This is a genomic window from Campylobacter sp. RM12640 (assembly GCF_020137595.1).
Lineage (GTDB): Bacteria > Campylobacterota > Campylobacteria > Campylobacterales > Campylobacteraceae > Campylobacter_E.
The window spans coordinates 29,732-45,440 of record NZ_JACGAU010000015.1; the positions used below are offsets into that span (position 1 = coordinate 29,732).

The window sequence follows — 15,709 nt, forward strand, 5'->3', positions numbered from 1 at the left end:
ATTTTAAATCCTATAAATTAGAATTTAAAATAAGAAAATTCAATGTTTAAAACTCAAATCTAATACTTGCATTAATATTATAATCAATATTTAAATTCCCACTAAAAGTCTTTTCAGCTTCTATATTTAATCCTAATTTTTTACTAATATTTTTATTAAGTCCTATACTTGCAAAACCTCTTTTATCTTTCTTCGCTCCACTAAAAGCAAAAGAGCTAATCCCATCACTAACTAAAAAATCAGGATTATTAGTTAAATCAAATATTCCACCAATTCCAGCTCTTAATGTTGTATTATTAATATCTACTCCAGTATAAACTGCTGCTTTTGATACCATTAAAACTTTTGAAGAAGATGTAATATTGACATTTGATACTTGAGATAAATTGCCAAATTGAATTACTTTTTCACCTTTAATATCAGTCTTCGGGATATAATTTGCAATCAATTCTAAACTAGGCTCTAAATAAAATTCATCACCAAATCTATAACCTAATTCAGCACTTGCTATTATACCTGTTCCTTTACTAGTAGAATTTCCTAAAAATGTATCGTTTCTAAACTCGCTTTTATAATGATTTGTTTTAAGAGTAGCATCTAAGAAAAATCCATTATTATAAACATTACTAAAATACACTCCAAAACCATAATTATTAATTTTTGAATTAGTAGTATTATCAGTAGTTGTTTTACCGATATTTAGCATAATTCCTGCATAAGTATCAAAATCATTATTATTTATAATTTTGTCAGCACCTAATTGTATTTCATTGGCTTTTATAGAAGTATTTTTGATACTACCTTTATTTATATATCCACGAATCCAAATTCCTGCATTATTATTAGTAAAACTTCTTAATTCTCCTAAACGCTTATTAAGATTATTATATTCAAACACTTGAGAAAAATAAAATTGCGAAGTCATTAATTTAGCTGATTCTAAAGCTTTTTCATTTTTACCTGTTACCATTAATTTTATAGCTTCTTTTTGTTCTTCTAATGCTATTTCAAATTTTTCTTCATCAGTCTTAGGCTCACTTGGTTTAATAGGATTTGCAGGTTTTAAATCTATCCAAGGAATGCTTGGTTTGATTTCAGGTTTTGCTTCTTCGTTAGGATTAGGTTTAATATTTTCATTAGGATTTATAGGAGTTTCTGGTGTAACTTCTGGCTTAATATCAGGTTTTATTTCTGGCTCACTTGGTTTAGTATCTTCAATATTTGGTGGGGTTGTTGGCTTAATAGGATTTGCAGGTTTTAAATCTATCCAAGGAATGCTTTTATTATCAAAATTAGCTACTAAAATTCCAATATTATTTTGACTTTTATCTTTATTAGTTATTTCATTTGATAATTGATTAGCTTCTACACTAGTTTTTATAGTATCTTTAATATCTGCATATTCATTAATTTTAGATGTATCAGTAATTAAATTATTAATAGCTGATATATCTAATTTCTTTGAATTAAATTCTAAATCATCAAAATTCATATTTTTATTATTTGTTAAAGCATATACTAAATACCTATCATTACCATTTATTATTTCCTTTTTACTCAAATAACTATTAGCTAAAGCAAATTCACTAATACCTGAATAAAATTTCAAATCTTTAATAAAGCTATTAATATTCGCATTACCATTTCCAACTTTTAAAATAGCTAAAGGTAAATTAGAATTTAAATTATTAACTTTATAAGTTCCATTACTATCTTTAGTTAAAGCTGTTAAGATACCAAAATTATTATCAATCCCACTTGTACTAATTTTTGAAATAATTGCTCCATCATAATTATTGTTACTTAAATAAAAAGTAGAATTACTAACATTTAAATTATTTACACTAAATGCACCTAATATTCTTGAATTATTAGCTGTAAGATTATTAATAATTTTTTTATTATTATTTAAATCATAAGTATTACCTATTAAAGTAGTCCCTACTAATTCAATATTAATATTATTTGAACTTTTAATACCCATATTTATTAAAGAATTTGTAGCTTTTAAATAACCATTATTAATAATTACATTTGCCTTATTATCATATTTTTCACCTAATTTAGCTCCATTTAAAACAAATGAATTACCTTCATAATTATTTATAGAATTTAACAAAGTTGAATTAGTTAAATTGATATCTTTAGCTTTAAAACCATTTTTAAATACTGATGAATCAAAATCAGTTAAATTATTATTTAAACCTTTTGCTTCTAAATAATTATTCAAATATGACTTAGTAGTATATATACCACCATACTCATTAGTAACTTTTCCACCTATTAAAGAATTATTTATTTTAATATCTGTAACACCTTTAGAATTTAATATATCAATTTCTTTACCATTTATAATATTACCTGTAATAAAAGAATTATTTATATCAAATTTCTTATTTCCTAAAGCTTTTATATTTGAAGATAAATTACCTATTAAATAAACTTTATCTATATTAATATTTTCACTATTTTCAATATTTGAAGCAGTAGTATATATCCAAGTTTTAAAAGGTGTATCATTTTTAGTATTTGGATCATTATAAGTATTTTTTAATAAATTTATATTATTTAAGGCTATAAAATCTTTATTAGTAATTCCTTTAATTGTTAAATTTTTTGAATTAATTGTCCCTATAATATGTGTTCCATTATTAATTGGTTTATTAGAAATATTAGCCCATTCCGTATCAAAAATAGTATCATCAATTATAACTTCATCATTTGATGAAATCGCACCTGCACTAGAATTGCTGATTATATTTGTTGAAGTAAGAGTAATTTTTGACTTATCATATCCAAAAGTAACACTAGTAAGTGGAGCAGAAAAACTATCTCCTTGTTTATTAGCCTTAATAGTACTACTAATTAAATGTAATTCTCCTTTTTTAATATTAATAGCCGAAGCTGCTTTATATCCTCCATAACCACCTGGAGTTGCTTGACCATTTTCTAAATATGAATTATATAATTTTGCTTTTCCACCTTGTAATTCAATAGCATATTCGTTATCAATCTCTTGAAAAGGTTTAATGATTATTCCACCTTTTCCAATAAAAGTAGAACCATAATCTATAAAATTACCACTATTTAAAGTTATTTTGTCATAAAAATGTAAGTGATAATCTTTATTTAAGAAACTATTTGTTATAAATGTAGCATTATTAAAAGTAATTGGGGTATAAACAATTGCATTATTTTTTGCATTATTTTTCAATGTTATATTTAAATTATTATTAATTATTAAAGCTCTAGACTTATTTAAAGCTTCACTAGTTCCTGTAATATCAGCATTATTATTACTAATATCTTCTCCTTTTGGTAAGTTTATAAAACCATCAGCAAAAGCTGGTAAAAATAATATATTTATTAAAATTATTGATTTTTTCATTTTAAACCTTTTTTAAAACAATAAAATAAAATTTAGTTATTTTAAAATATTAAATATAAATATTAGAAATATTTAGCTGAATTGTAGGGCTAGGTTTGAAATAATTTTTTTGCAAACTATAATGAATATTGACACATTCATTTTCAAATGGGATAAAATCACAATTAAAACAAATCGCTTCAAAAGTTAAATTATTTTGAGTAAAAGTGCATTTTAAGTGCTTTTCGTTTAATAAAACTAGATTTTTAATAATTACGCCTTTACTTATAAAAAATGGCTTTTCATTACCTTGTCCAAAGGGCTCAAAATCACTTAAAATATCTAATAATTCCATATCAATTTCGCTAAATTCTAACTCGCCTAAAGTATTAGTAGTATCACAAAAATCAATATCATTATAATTAAGTTCTAAATTATTTAGCCTTGTTTTAAATTCTTTTAAATGTTCAACCTTTAAAGCAAGTCCAGCAGCTCCTTTATGTCCGCCGTAATTAGTCAAAATATCGCTAACATTTGATAAAAGCTCTAAAATATCAAGCTCTGCTACGCTTCTAGCACTTCCTTTTGCTAAGTCATCTTCAATATTAAAAACAAAACTAGGTTTATTAAATTGTTTAGCTAAACGACCTGCAACTATGCCTAAAATACCCTTATGCCAATTCTTAGAATAAGCTATGATTACTTTATCATTTTCGTTTGCAAATTCTATGCTTTCTAAAAAACTTTGCTTTTCTTGTTCTTTTCTATCTTGGTTTAATTTTTCTATTATTTCTAATAAATTCTTAGCTTCATTAAGGCTTTTTGCTCTTAAAAATTTATAAGAAATACTAGCATCATCCATTCTTCCACTAGCATTTAATAATGGTGCTATTAAAAACGGAATACTCTCATAATCAAAGAATTTCTTTTTATATTTTTCTTTTAAAACTACAAAAGCAGGACGATTTAATTTATTTAACTCTTTTAAGCCATAACGAACTAATATATGATTTAAATCATTTAAATTCATCATATCAGCAACAATTGCAATACACAATAAATCTAAAAAACTAGCCATATTGTATTCTATATCTAATTCTTTTTTAATAGCCCCACATAGCCACCAAGCTACTTGTGCCCCGCAAATCTCACAATTAATATGCTTAGAAAAATCACAATCATCTCTTTTTGGATTAATTACAGCATAAGCATTTGGTAAAGTATCTCCTGGGGTGTGATGATCGCTTATTATTAAATCTATACCTAATTCTTTACATTTATTTGCAGCTTCATACGCTACTATTCCATTATCAACCGTGATTATTAAACTAGCGTCTAAATTACTCACTATATCTTCGCTAATTCCGTATCCATCGCTAAAACGATTTGGAATTTTAACAATTATTTCTACACCTAAATTAGCAAAAAATTCACTCATAATAGTAGAAGATACTATGCCATCTACATCATAATCTCCTACTACTGCTATTTTTTCTTTATTTTTTATTGCCTTAGCTATTCTAATTGCTGCTTTATTCATATCCTTAAAGGTATGAGGTTTTGGAATAGTGCTAAGGCTTTTATGAAAATCGTTTTTAAATCTATCTTCTAAAACCTGCTTAATTTTAGTTTTATTTAGTGCAAGCATTGTCTAATAAAGCCTAAGATGACAGGATTTGCTTTAGTTAGCCTTGAAGTAAATTCAGGATGATATTGAACGGCTACGAAGAAATCATTATTTGTATTTTCAATAGCTTCAATAAGTCCATTTGATTCCCCACTAATAATAAGTCCATTTTGCTCGTATAAATCACGATATTTTGAGTTAGCTTCATAGCGATGGCGATGTCTTTCATAAGCTACTTTAGAATTATATAATTTACTTAAAAGTGTGCCTTCTTTTATATTACAAACATATTCGCCAAGTCTTAAAGTCCCACCTAATGGAGTTTTTATTGTTCTGATTTCTTTTGAACCTGATTGATTAATAAATTCATCAATTAAATAAACAATAGGATTTTTAGTATTCTCATCAAATTCAGTTGAGTTAGCATCATCAAGTTTTATAACATTTCTAGCAAATTCAATTAAACTAAGCTGCATTCCAAGACAAATTCCTAAAAATGGAATATTATTTTCACGAGCGTATTTAATAGCCTTGATTTTACCTTCAACACCACGCTGTCCAAATCCACCAGCTACAAGTATTCCATCATTTCCAGCTAAATCATTTTCATCTTTTAATTCTTCGCTATCTATCCAATTAATCTCTACTTTTGTATCAAGATTTGCACCTGCGTGAATTAGTGCTTCTGTTAAAGATTTATAACTTTCTTTTAAATCTATATATTTTCCTACGAAAGCAATTTTAACTTTTTTGCTTGGATTAATTATTTTTTCTGTTAATGCTTCATACTCTTTTAAATTAGGAGTTTTTAGCTTTAGATTTAAGTGTTTTGCAATAGGTAAAAGTATATTTTGCTCTAAAAATTTAAGTGGAATTTGATATATGCTTTTTGCATCAATACTTTCTATTACACAATCAATTTCTACACCACAACTCTTTGCAATTTTTTCTTTTATTTCATCGCCTAGTGGGATTTCACTACGAGCTATTATCATATCAGGACTAATACCTATTCTTCTTAATTCTCCAACTGAATGTTGGGTTGGTTTAGTTTTTAATTCTCCTGCTACTTTTATAAAAGGAACAAGAGTTAAATGTGCATAAAATACATTATTTTTTCCGTATTTAAGTCCTAAAGAACGAATTGCTTCAAGGAATGGTAAGCCTTCAATATCCCCAACCGTTCCACCAATTTCTACTACTAAAACATCTTGATTTAAAGCCGCTGCTTCCATTCTACTAGCAATTTCGCCTACAATATGTGGGATTACTTGAATAGTTTTACCTAGATATTCTCCACGGCGTTCTTTTTCAATTACGCTTTGATATACTTTTCCTGTAGTAAAGTTATTAAGATGAGTTAAATCTTCATCTAAAAATCTTTCATAATGTCCTAAATCAAGGTCAGTTTCTGCACCATCTTTTGTAACAAAAACTTCTCCATGCTCAAGTGGGCTCATAGTTCCTGGGTCAATATTTATATAAGGGTCAGCCTTTAAAATACTTACCTTTAATCCACTTTGTTTTAATAAACTTGCAATGCTAGCTGCTGCAATTCCTTTACCAAGTGAGCTTAAAACTCCACCTGTTACAAATATAAATTTAGCCATACTTTTTCCTATCAGTTTTTTTTATTGTATATAATTTTAATAACCAATCAAATAACTTCGTTTTTTAAAAATTCTAAAACCCTAATTTGTGCGAAATCTTCAATTTCTTCTTCGCCTTCTTTGATTGATTTTTTCAATACTAATCTATCAAGTTGAACGAAATTAATTTTTCGCTTTAGTTTTGGATTTTGTTTAGTTAATTTTTTAATTCCTTTAAGTATATTATCAACTCCCATTGTATCTTGTTTAATATATTTTATATATTGATAAATGGTCGCTAAAAATATTCTTCTTTTAATTTCTTTTTTATAGATTTCTTTTGAGAGTTGTTCTATTTTTCGCTTTAAATCTTGTCTTTCATCTTTAACAACTCCTGCAATACAAGAAATTAATTTAGCTCTTAAATCAAAAGAATTATTAACTCCTATAAAAGTAATTCTTAAATTCGCTAAAAAAATATAAATTAAATCTAATTTCATTTACCCTCTATTAAGTCATTTTATCTTAAAATGCGTTTTCTCAAGTCAAGCCTTGTGCAATGTTTGTAAAAAGCAGAGCTTCAGGATGGGAACATAGCAGAGCACTTTTTATGAGTGTGTGCCGCAAGTCTCTTGGCTTGGGTTTGTAAAAAACTCTTCAAATTCTTTTAACATTTCATAAAAATTTACTTCACCAATTTTAGGATTTTCTTTAAAATCATTTAAAATCTTTGAATAACCATTTTTTAAATCCTTAGATTTAACGCCGTAATAATTAGAAATAATTGCTTCTAAAAAAGCTCCAGTTTTATCACAAGCTTTAAGCATTTTTCCATCAATTGTATTAAAACAATCTTCATTATAATCGTTAGGATTTTGAATAATTTTTACATTTTCTTTATTTATTCTATTTTTAAATTCATCTTTTTTAATCTTACCATCTTCATTATAAATTCCTAAAAGATAAGCAAATTCAGCTCTTATATTATTAGGCACAAAAGGTAAAATCTTTTCATCAATTAATTTAAGCTCATAATCACTTATTATTTCACTAAGTCCATCAATTCCGTATTTAACAGGTGTAATAATATCTCTTGTAAGACTTTCTGGTAAATCGTGAAAAATCGCACAAAAGAAGTTGCTAATAAATCTAGTATCACAAGCTTTTATTTTAAGACAATAAAAATAGCTTAAAACAGCTACTACTAACATATGTCCTAAAACACTTGTTTCAGGAATTCTAGGAGTTTGAGCCCAACGCTTTTGAAATCTTAAACGACCACTTAAATCAATTACCTTAGCTAATTTTTGATTTAATGATATTTTTTGAACTGCTAAAATTTCTAAATAATCTTCTAATTCTTCATCTAACTTAGCTTTAATTTCTTCATAATTACTAACATTTGGATATATGAATGAAAACTCATATCTAGTTGATAAATACCCTGCTGCTTTTAAAATAAATTTTTCTTTTTCGTGAGTTTTATCATTATAATAATTATTAAAAATTTTTAAAAAATCATCGTTTTTATTGATTAAACTAAATTGTTTTTGTATCCATTCATCTAATTCTTTTTGTTTTGTTTTTTTGATTTCATTTAATACATCAGGGCGAATATCAGTAACTATTACACGAGAAATAAACTCAACAACAATAGCATCAAGTAAAAATCTCATATCAATATCTTTTTCACTTTTTGCTAAAAAATAAGCAATAATAGCCTTATGAGCTTGTTTATCAAGTTCAACTAAATTACAAATTCTAGGAAAATCATTCCATCTTGAAATTGAAGCAGCCTTAAAAATATGTAAAACAAGCTCTGGACTAATCATTATTTATCCTTTTTATCTTTTTTCTTTTCTTTTTTAATTTCCGTATCAGAGCAGCACTCAATCACCGTATGAACATTACCACGAGGATTAAAATCTCCAACTAATTTAATATATTTTGGTTTTAAACGCTTTTTAAGAGTATTATAAATCTTATTTATACTATCTTCGTGGCTTATGTTTTTGTTATAAAATGAATTAACATAAAGTTTAATTGCTTTAAGTTCAACTACCCATTTATTAGGTATATATTCTAAATATAATGTTGCAAAATCAGGATAACCACTTCTTGGGCAAAGACAAGCAAATTCAGGTAGGGTTATTTTAATAACATAATCATTTTTTTGCTTATTTTCCCAACGCTCTAATTTTTTACCTTTAATTTTTTTTATTTCTTTTTGTCCGTATTTTAATTTTTCTTTCATTTCATCTCCTTAAGATTTTTGTCCTTATAAAATAAAAAGCCTTGATAATAATCAAATTTAATATCTTTTGTTAAATCAAGTAGATTTTTATTATCAATAAATCTCATAATAGTTTTGATATTTAGGCTTTTACATAAATTAAATAAATTTTCATAAATTATAAAATATTTTTCATTTTTTACATTTTTATTAAACTCAATATCAAAAATACCAAATTCAAATTCTAATCGTTTTAAATATTCTAAAGAACTAGGCGAACCTATACGATTTAGGGCAAAATTGATATTAATTTCTCTATATTCTTTTATTATTTCTTCAAATCTTGGCATATCATAATAAACATCATTTTCAAAAAATTCAAAAATAATTTTCCCATTTGTATTAGGGTGCTTAATAAAATATTCTCCTAAATAAAATAAGAAATTTAAATTCCTTAAAAAATCAGGAGATATTTTAATAATAATCCTATTATCAAAATGATATTCTTTCGCTAAAAGTTCTAAAAGATTTTTATAATAATTAAATTCTAAATTATTTTTAATAATTATTTCTTCTAATTTTGCTTGAGATATTTTCTCTGGATAATCTGAATTAATCCTATAATTTAAATAATATATTTCTTCTTCACCTTCTAGCCTTTGGATTTTTAAGAAAAAATCACTCTTATTTATAGAGCTTACAACACTATTAGTAATGATATTTTCAGTAGCTACATCTACATCATCTTTTAATCTATTTTGTGCTTCTAAATAAAGTTTATTAAAATTAATACTTGATTTTATAATAGAATAATAGCACTTAAAATCAACTCCATCTATTCTTTCTCTTTTAATTTCTAAAAATATTTTTTTAATTTCGTGTTGCAAGGTTTTATGCTTTGAACTACTTAAAATCATAAAATCAGCAGTAGTAATCCTACCTATTATTAGATTTTCATCCCACGCATAGAATTTATCAATTAATTTTTTCAATAATCTATCACTTTTATTAAACCCTAGCATTAATTTAATTTCGTTTATATTAGAAATTGTAAAAAACACTATAAAATCATCATTATTTAGATATTTTGTAAATTCACTTTGTAATAAAGTCCCAGTTTTTTCATCAATTACATTATGCTTTACTGATTTATAAATTACAAAAACAAAATAATAAAAATACAAAAATATAAAACATAAAATTACTAATATATCTAATGGTTTAAAAACTATTTCGTTAAATTCTTGCAAATATACAAAAGCAAAAACTAATAGTAATAAAGGCATAATGAGCTTAATAGCTGCATCTTGCCTATTTTTTCTTTCAATTTTTTTACTAATTGTCATATATCTAAGTGTTTTACATCTTTAGCGTGTGCTTGAATATATTCACGGCGAGGCTCAACTTCATCTCCCATAAATAAATTAAACACTCCACTAGCCCTATCAAAATCATCAACACTAATTTGAATTAAACGGCGATTTTCAGGGTCCATTGTAGTTTCCCATAATTGTTCTGGGTTCATCTCACCAAGACCTTTATAACGCTGAATATAAGTTCCTTTTTTAGCATTTTTTTCAACTTCATCAAGAACTTCTAAGAAATCTTTATCATTAAAAATATTTCTTTCTTCAATTTTTTTATAAATATAAGAAGCTTCTTCAAAATATGGACTATAAAATAAATCATTATTTACAACTATTTCTTCTAAACCATTTTGAGTTTGAACATAGATTTTAATCTCATCTTCACTAAGATAATGATTTAATATATTAAATCCTTTTGCTTCTAAAAATTCTTTTGATACTTTAAAAATTTCTTGCATATTAAGAGCTAAAATATCAGGATTTTCAACATAATGTCTAATTAATTCAATCACATTAAAGCGTTTTTTAAGCTCATTTAAAATACTTCTATAAGCTGCTACAACTTTTAAGAAATCTTTTAAATCATTTGTCCCAATTCCACTAAATTCTAAATTCTCAACTCCAGTTTCAATCAAATAATCATTTAAAGCTTTTTCATCTTTTAAATATATTTCTTTTCTTTGACCTTTTTTATAGCGATATAATGGTGGTTGAGCTAAATATACATGTCCATTTCTAATTAATTCTTGCATAAATCTAAAGAAAAATGTAAGAATTAGAGTTTGAATATGAGAACCATCAACATCAGCATCTGTCATAATGATAATTTTATGGTATCTTAATTTTTCTATATCAAAATCATCGCCTATTCCACAACCAAATGCCGTAATCATATTTTTAATTTCATCAGATTTTAAGATTTTATCAAGGTGTGATTTTTCAACATTTAAGATTTTTCCTTTTAAAGGTAAAATCGCTTGAAATTCCCTATTTCTTCCTTGTTTAGCAGAACCACCAGCACTATCGCCCTCTACTAAATATATTTCTCTAATTTCAGGGTCTTTTGAAGAACAATCAGCTAATTTTCCAGGTAAAGTCCCTACACTTATGCTTTCTTTTTTACGAGTTAATTCTCTTGCTTTTTTTGCTGCTTCACGACCTCTTGCAGCCATTAAAGCTTTATTCATAATAGCACGAGCATCGTTTGGATTTTCTTCAAAGAATTTAGTTAAAGCATCGTTTGTAATTTTATTTACTATACCACGAACATAAGAACTACCTAATTTACCTTTAGTTTGTCCTTCAAATTGTGGTTCAGGAACTTTTACACTAACTATTGCAATAAGCCCTTCTTTAGTATCTTCGCCTGTTATTTTTATATCTTTTTCTCTAGCAGCTGCATTTGCTTCAATATAACTTGTAATTACTTTTGTAAGCCCCATTCTAAAGCCTGCTTCGTGAGTTCCACCATCTGCAGTTTTAATGTTATTTACGAATGAAAATAAAGTCTCACTATAAGTATCATTATACATTAGTGCAATATCTACAACTACATCTTCTGCTTCATCGTTAAATGCAATTACATTTGTAACAGCTTCTTTTTTATTTAAATCAGTTACAAATTGAGAAATACCACCATCATAATGATAAGTTTCGCTTTTACCATTTCTTTGGTCTTTAAAATTAATAGTAATTTGTGGATTTAGATATGCTAATTCACGAAATCTCTTAGCTAAAGTATCATAATCAAATTCAACTACTTCAAATATCTCAGGGTCAGGGAAAAACTCTATGCTAGTTCCTGTGCGATTAGTTGTTTTGATTATTTCTAGCTCACTTGTTGGAATACCTTTAGAAAATTCTTGTCTATGAGTATTTCCATCTCTTTTAACAGTTGCAATTAATTTAGATGAAAGTGCATTTACAACCGATACACCAACGCCGTGCAAACCACCACTAACCTTATAAGTATCTTTATCAAATTTTCCACCAGCGTGAAGAACGGTTAAAACAACGGTTAGAGTTGAGATATTTTCAGTTGGGTGAATTCCAACAGGAATTCCACGACCATTATCAGTAACTATACAAGAACCTTCTTTGGTAATTTCAATATCAATAGTATTACAAAAGCCAGCCATAGCTTCATCAATAGAGTTATCAACTACTTCATAAACCATATGATGAAGACCATTAAAGTTAGTATCGCCAATATACATTCCAGGGCGTTTTCTAACTGCTTCTAGTCCTTTTAATACTTTAATTTTACTTTCTGCATAATTTTCTTGCATTATTTATCCTTAGTTTTTATTTGCTGATATTAGTGATAAGAAATTTTTACTTTCTAACACAACAGGAGCTGCTGATGAATAGAATTTAAATGTGAAATATTCATTTTCATTTAAATGTAAAAAATCCATCATATGTTTGTTTGTAAGATTTATTTCAAATTTATCTTCTATAGTAATATTTGTTTCTAGCTCACTTGTAGCATTTGTTTCGTTAAAATCATCACTTAAAGCATTATTTTTAAATGTGATTTTACCGGTTTCAAATTCTATTTGACATTTTGTGCAAACTGCACTTAGTTTTTTTATTTCATTTAAAAAGTCTTCGTTTTTAATGATAATTTCATTTGTAGGTAATTTATGTGGCATTACTTCAACATATCTTAAAAAATCAATAGTTGCTAATTTTGTAAAGAATTTAAAATTATCATTTTCAATGATTAAATAATTATTTGTTTTATAAACTCTTACTTCTTCATTTAATAATTTTTGTAGTTCTTGAGCTGATTTTTTTGTAATTATTAATCTTTGTTCGTATTCATTTTGAGCTATGAATGAATATTTGTGAATTCTTTTAGAATCGCTTCCTACAAAAACAATGCTATCCTTTAAAATATCTATATAACAGCAATTAAATTGAAAAGAAATACCATTATTATCAACAGCAGGTAAAATCATTTTAAAGCCGATATTTAGTTCTTTTGCACTTATTAAAATAGGTGTTTTGCTATTTTCATCTTCTAAGAAAGAAAAATTATTTTCACTATTTATTGGCAATGAAAAATTAGTTTTATTTTGGGTAATTTTGATAGATTTTTCTAATTTTTTGATTTTAATATCGCTATTATCAAGGCTTTTTAAAATATCAATTAATTTTTTAGCATTGATAAAAATTTGCCCTTCATTTATGATATTACATTCTTGGATTTTATATTCAATTCCTATTTCACTATCACTTGCTCTTAAAATTAATTCATTGTTATAAGCTAATAATAAAATATTAGAATTTAAACTTGTATTATCTTTTTTCTCAACATAATTGCTAACTATTAAAGCTATATTTTCTAATCTCTTTTTGTCTATTTGTATTTCCATATTCTTCCTTTTTCGCTTTATTATATTTAATAATCTTTATTTTTTGAGTTTATTATTTTATTTTTTAAATGTTCTACTAGGCTTCTAAAATCATCATCAAGACATATCATTTCATTTATTTTTTTAATATGTTTTGAAATAGCACTATGGTCTTTCATTTGAAAATGAGTTGCTATTTGGCTTACTGAATTTGAAATTAATTCTTTAGTTAAAAATATAACTATTCTTTTAGCTTTTACTATTTCTTGTTTTTTAGAACTTGATTTTATTTCGCTTATTTTTACATTTAATTCTGAACTTACTATATCAAAAATATCTTCAATTTCAATATTTGATTGATTTTCTTTAATGTATTCTTTTATTTGATTTTTTAAATCATCTAAGGTTATTTTTTGTTTTCTTATACTTTGAAAAGCGTAAATATAATTTATAATTCCTTCTAAATCCCTTACATTTTCACCTATATAATTAGCAATAGTATTAATCATTTCATCATTTAATTCTATATCATATACAAGGCTTTTTTTCTTAATAATTGCTTTTTTGGTTTCTATATCAGGGACACTAATATTTGCAAGAACTCCTTTATTAAATCTTGATTTTAATCTATCTTCAATTCCATTTAAATTTATAGGAGCTACATCTGAAGTCATTATTATTTGACCATTTCTTTCTACTATATCATTAAAGATATGAAAGAATTCTTCTTGTATTTTATCAGTAGTTCCTAAGAACTGAATATCATCAATTAATAATAAATCACAATCTTTATATTCACTATTAAAACTATCAAATTTATTTGCTAATATTGCATTTTGATAGTCTTTCATAAAACCTTTTGAAGTTTTATATATTACTTTTTTTCCAAGTTCTAAACATTCATGCCCACTAGCTTGTAATAAGTGAGTTTTTCCTAAACCTGTATTTGAATATATAAAAATTGGATTAAAGTCTTTTCCAAATTTATTTTCATCTGTTATTGCTTTACAAATTCTATAAGCAAACTCATTACTTTGTCCTACTATGAAATTATCAAAAGTAAGACTTTGATTTAATATTGAAATTTGTTTTTTAGCTACTATTGGTTGAGTTTCTTGTGGTTTGTTTATTTTTTCATTATTTACTTGAATTGTAATTTTATATTTTTTACTATTTGTTTTTTCTGCTATTTTTTCTAATATGCTTTGGTATTTTGTTTGAATATGTTTAGCTATGAATTGATTAGGTGCATTTAGAATTATTTCATTATTTTTGCTTTCATTAATTTGTAAAATTTCAAAATAATTTTTATATTGATTTTCTCCAATTAATACTTTTAATTCTTCTAGAATTTTATTTAACATTTATTCCTCTTTTTTGTTATTACCTTTGATGATGTGAAAATCTAGTAATATTTGTTTAAAAATATTTAAAACACCTATATATCAATGCTTTTAATAGTGAAAAAATATACCAAAAATATACAAACAATTTACAATATTTCATCATAAATTTCACAAGCTCTTTAAAAAATTCTTTAATTTAGTGAAATTTTTTTATGAATTTTTATTGTAATTTTTAAAATTCTTATAAATTTTCGTGAAATTCTATAAAAATCAGTTTATGTGAAATTCTATTTCATTAAGAAATTTATCGTAATAATAAGCATTTCATAAAAAAATAATTTTAAATTTCACAAGGATTTCACATATGAAAATTTTAGGATTTGACCCAGGAACTAGATTTTGTGGATATTGCCTTTTAGAAAAAAATGGCAGCACAAATACTCTTTTAGAAGCAGGTCTAATAAGATTTAAGAGTAAAGAATTAATAGATAATATTTTAGAATTAAACGAAGCTTTAGAAATGATTTTTAAAAAAGTCCCAAATGCTAGTGTGGCAGTTGAAAATATATTTTTTGCTTATAATCCGCAAAGTGTTTTAAAACTCGCACAATTTCGTGGAGCAATGCTACTTAAAATCTTACAAACTTATGGGAATTTTAGTGAATATACAGCTTTACAAGTTAAAAAAACAATCACAGGCAAAGCAAAAGCAGAAAAAGAACAAGTAGCTTTTATGGTTAAAAAGCTTTTAAAAATCAATAAAGAAATAAAACCACTTGATATAACCGACGCAATGGCGGTTGCATTAACTCATAGTTTTT

The 15,709-nt window shown here is 25.4% G+C and carries 10 protein-coding genes, 1 other RNA gene and 1 pseudogene; 2 read left to right on the forward strand and 10 right to left on the reverse strand.

The window, feature by feature from the left end:
• Positions 1–46: 46 nt before the first annotated feature.
• From AVBRAN12640_RS06820 to AVBRAN12640_RS06835, 4 genes are read right to left on the reverse strand one after another with little or no spacing between them, the layout of a single operon-like run.
• The gene (locus tag AVBRAN12640_RS06820) at positions 47–3,388 is read right to left on the reverse strand and encodes an autotransporter outer membrane beta-barrel domain-containing protein (RefSeq protein ID WP_336608785.1); all 3,342 of its coding nucleotides are present in this window, start codon (positions 3,386–3,388) and stop codon (positions 47–49) included.
• A gap of 49 nt (positions 3,389–3,437) precedes the next feature.
• The gene (gene recJ, locus AVBRAN12640_RS06825) at positions 3,438–5,015 is read right to left on the reverse strand and encodes a single-stranded-DNA-specific exonuclease RecJ (protein WP_214119959.1); all 1,578 of its coding nucleotides are present in this window, start codon (positions 5,013–5,015) and stop codon (positions 3,438–3,440) included.
• Positions 5,003–6,604 carry a CTP synthase gene (locus AVBRAN12640_RS06830; RefSeq protein WP_214116158.1) on the reverse strand — a complete coding sequence of 534 codons (1,602 nt, stop codon included), beginning with the start codon at positions 6,602–6,604 and terminating at the stop codon, positions 5,003–5,005. The genes recJ and AVBRAN12640_RS06830 overlap by 13 nt, the downstream gene beginning before the upstream one ends.
• Positions 6,605–6,651: 47 nt before the next feature.
• A complete protein-coding gene (locus AVBRAN12640_RS06835; protein ID WP_214116160.1) occupies positions 6,652–7,083 on the reverse strand; it encodes a hypothetical protein in 432 nt (143 codons plus the stop codon).
• 43 nt (positions 7,084–7,126) lie between these two features.
• On the opposite strand from AVBRAN12640_RS06835, the gene ffs reads away from it, so the two are divergent.
• Positions 7,127–7,224: signal recognition particle sRNA small type (gene ffs, locus AVBRAN12640_RS10040), an RNA gene on the forward strand.
• Here the strand turns inward: ffs and AVBRAN12640_RS06840 are convergent.
• From AVBRAN12640_RS06840 to dnaA, 6 genes and pseudogenes are all read right to left on the reverse strand, one after another.
• Positions 7,225–8,415 (reverse strand): annotated as a pseudogene (locus AVBRAN12640_RS06840) (HD domain-containing protein); the annotation flags it as partial.
• Positions 8,415–8,837, reverse strand: coding sequence for a preQ(1) synthase (gene queF / locus AVBRAN12640_RS06845; protein WP_214119961.1), 423 nt, complete (start codon positions 8,835–8,837; stop codon positions 8,415–8,417). The pseudogene AVBRAN12640_RS06840 and the gene queF, both read right to left, overlap by 1 nt.
• Positions 8,834–10,162 (reverse strand): EAL domain-containing protein, encoded by a 1,329-nt coding sequence (locus AVBRAN12640_RS06850; RefSeq protein ID WP_239803231.1) that lies wholly within the window; start codon positions 10,160–10,162, stop codon positions 8,834–8,836. Before AVBRAN12640_RS06850 ends, queF begins: the two co-directional genes overlap by 4 nt.
• Positions 10,159–12,471, reverse strand: a complete 2,313-nt coding sequence (gyrB, locus tag AVBRAN12640_RS06855) for a DNA topoisomerase (ATP-hydrolyzing) subunit B (RefSeq protein ID WP_214116169.1) — start codon at positions 12,469–12,471, stop codon at positions 10,159–10,161. Before gyrB ends, AVBRAN12640_RS06850 begins: the two co-directional genes overlap by 4 nt.
• Before the next feature lie 9 nt (positions 12,472–12,480).
• Entirely contained in the window at positions 12,481–13,563 is a 1,083-nt protein-coding gene (dnaN, locus tag AVBRAN12640_RS06860) for a DNA polymerase III subunit beta (protein ID WP_214116171.1), read from the reverse strand.
• 26 nt (positions 13,564–13,589) lie between these two features.
• Complete coding sequence (dnaA, locus tag AVBRAN12640_RS06865; RefSeq protein WP_214116173.1) at positions 13,590–14,906, reverse strand: chromosomal replication initiator protein DnaA; 1,317 nt, start codon at positions 14,904–14,906, stop codon at positions 13,590–13,592.
• Positions 14,907–15,252: 346 nt separating this feature from the next.
• Between dnaA and ruvC the strand changes: the two genes are divergently transcribed.
• On the forward strand, positions 15,253–15,709 hold a 457-nt coding region (gene ruvC, locus AVBRAN12640_RS06870; RefSeq protein WP_336612978.1), incomplete at its 3' end, for a crossover junction endodeoxyribonuclease RuvC.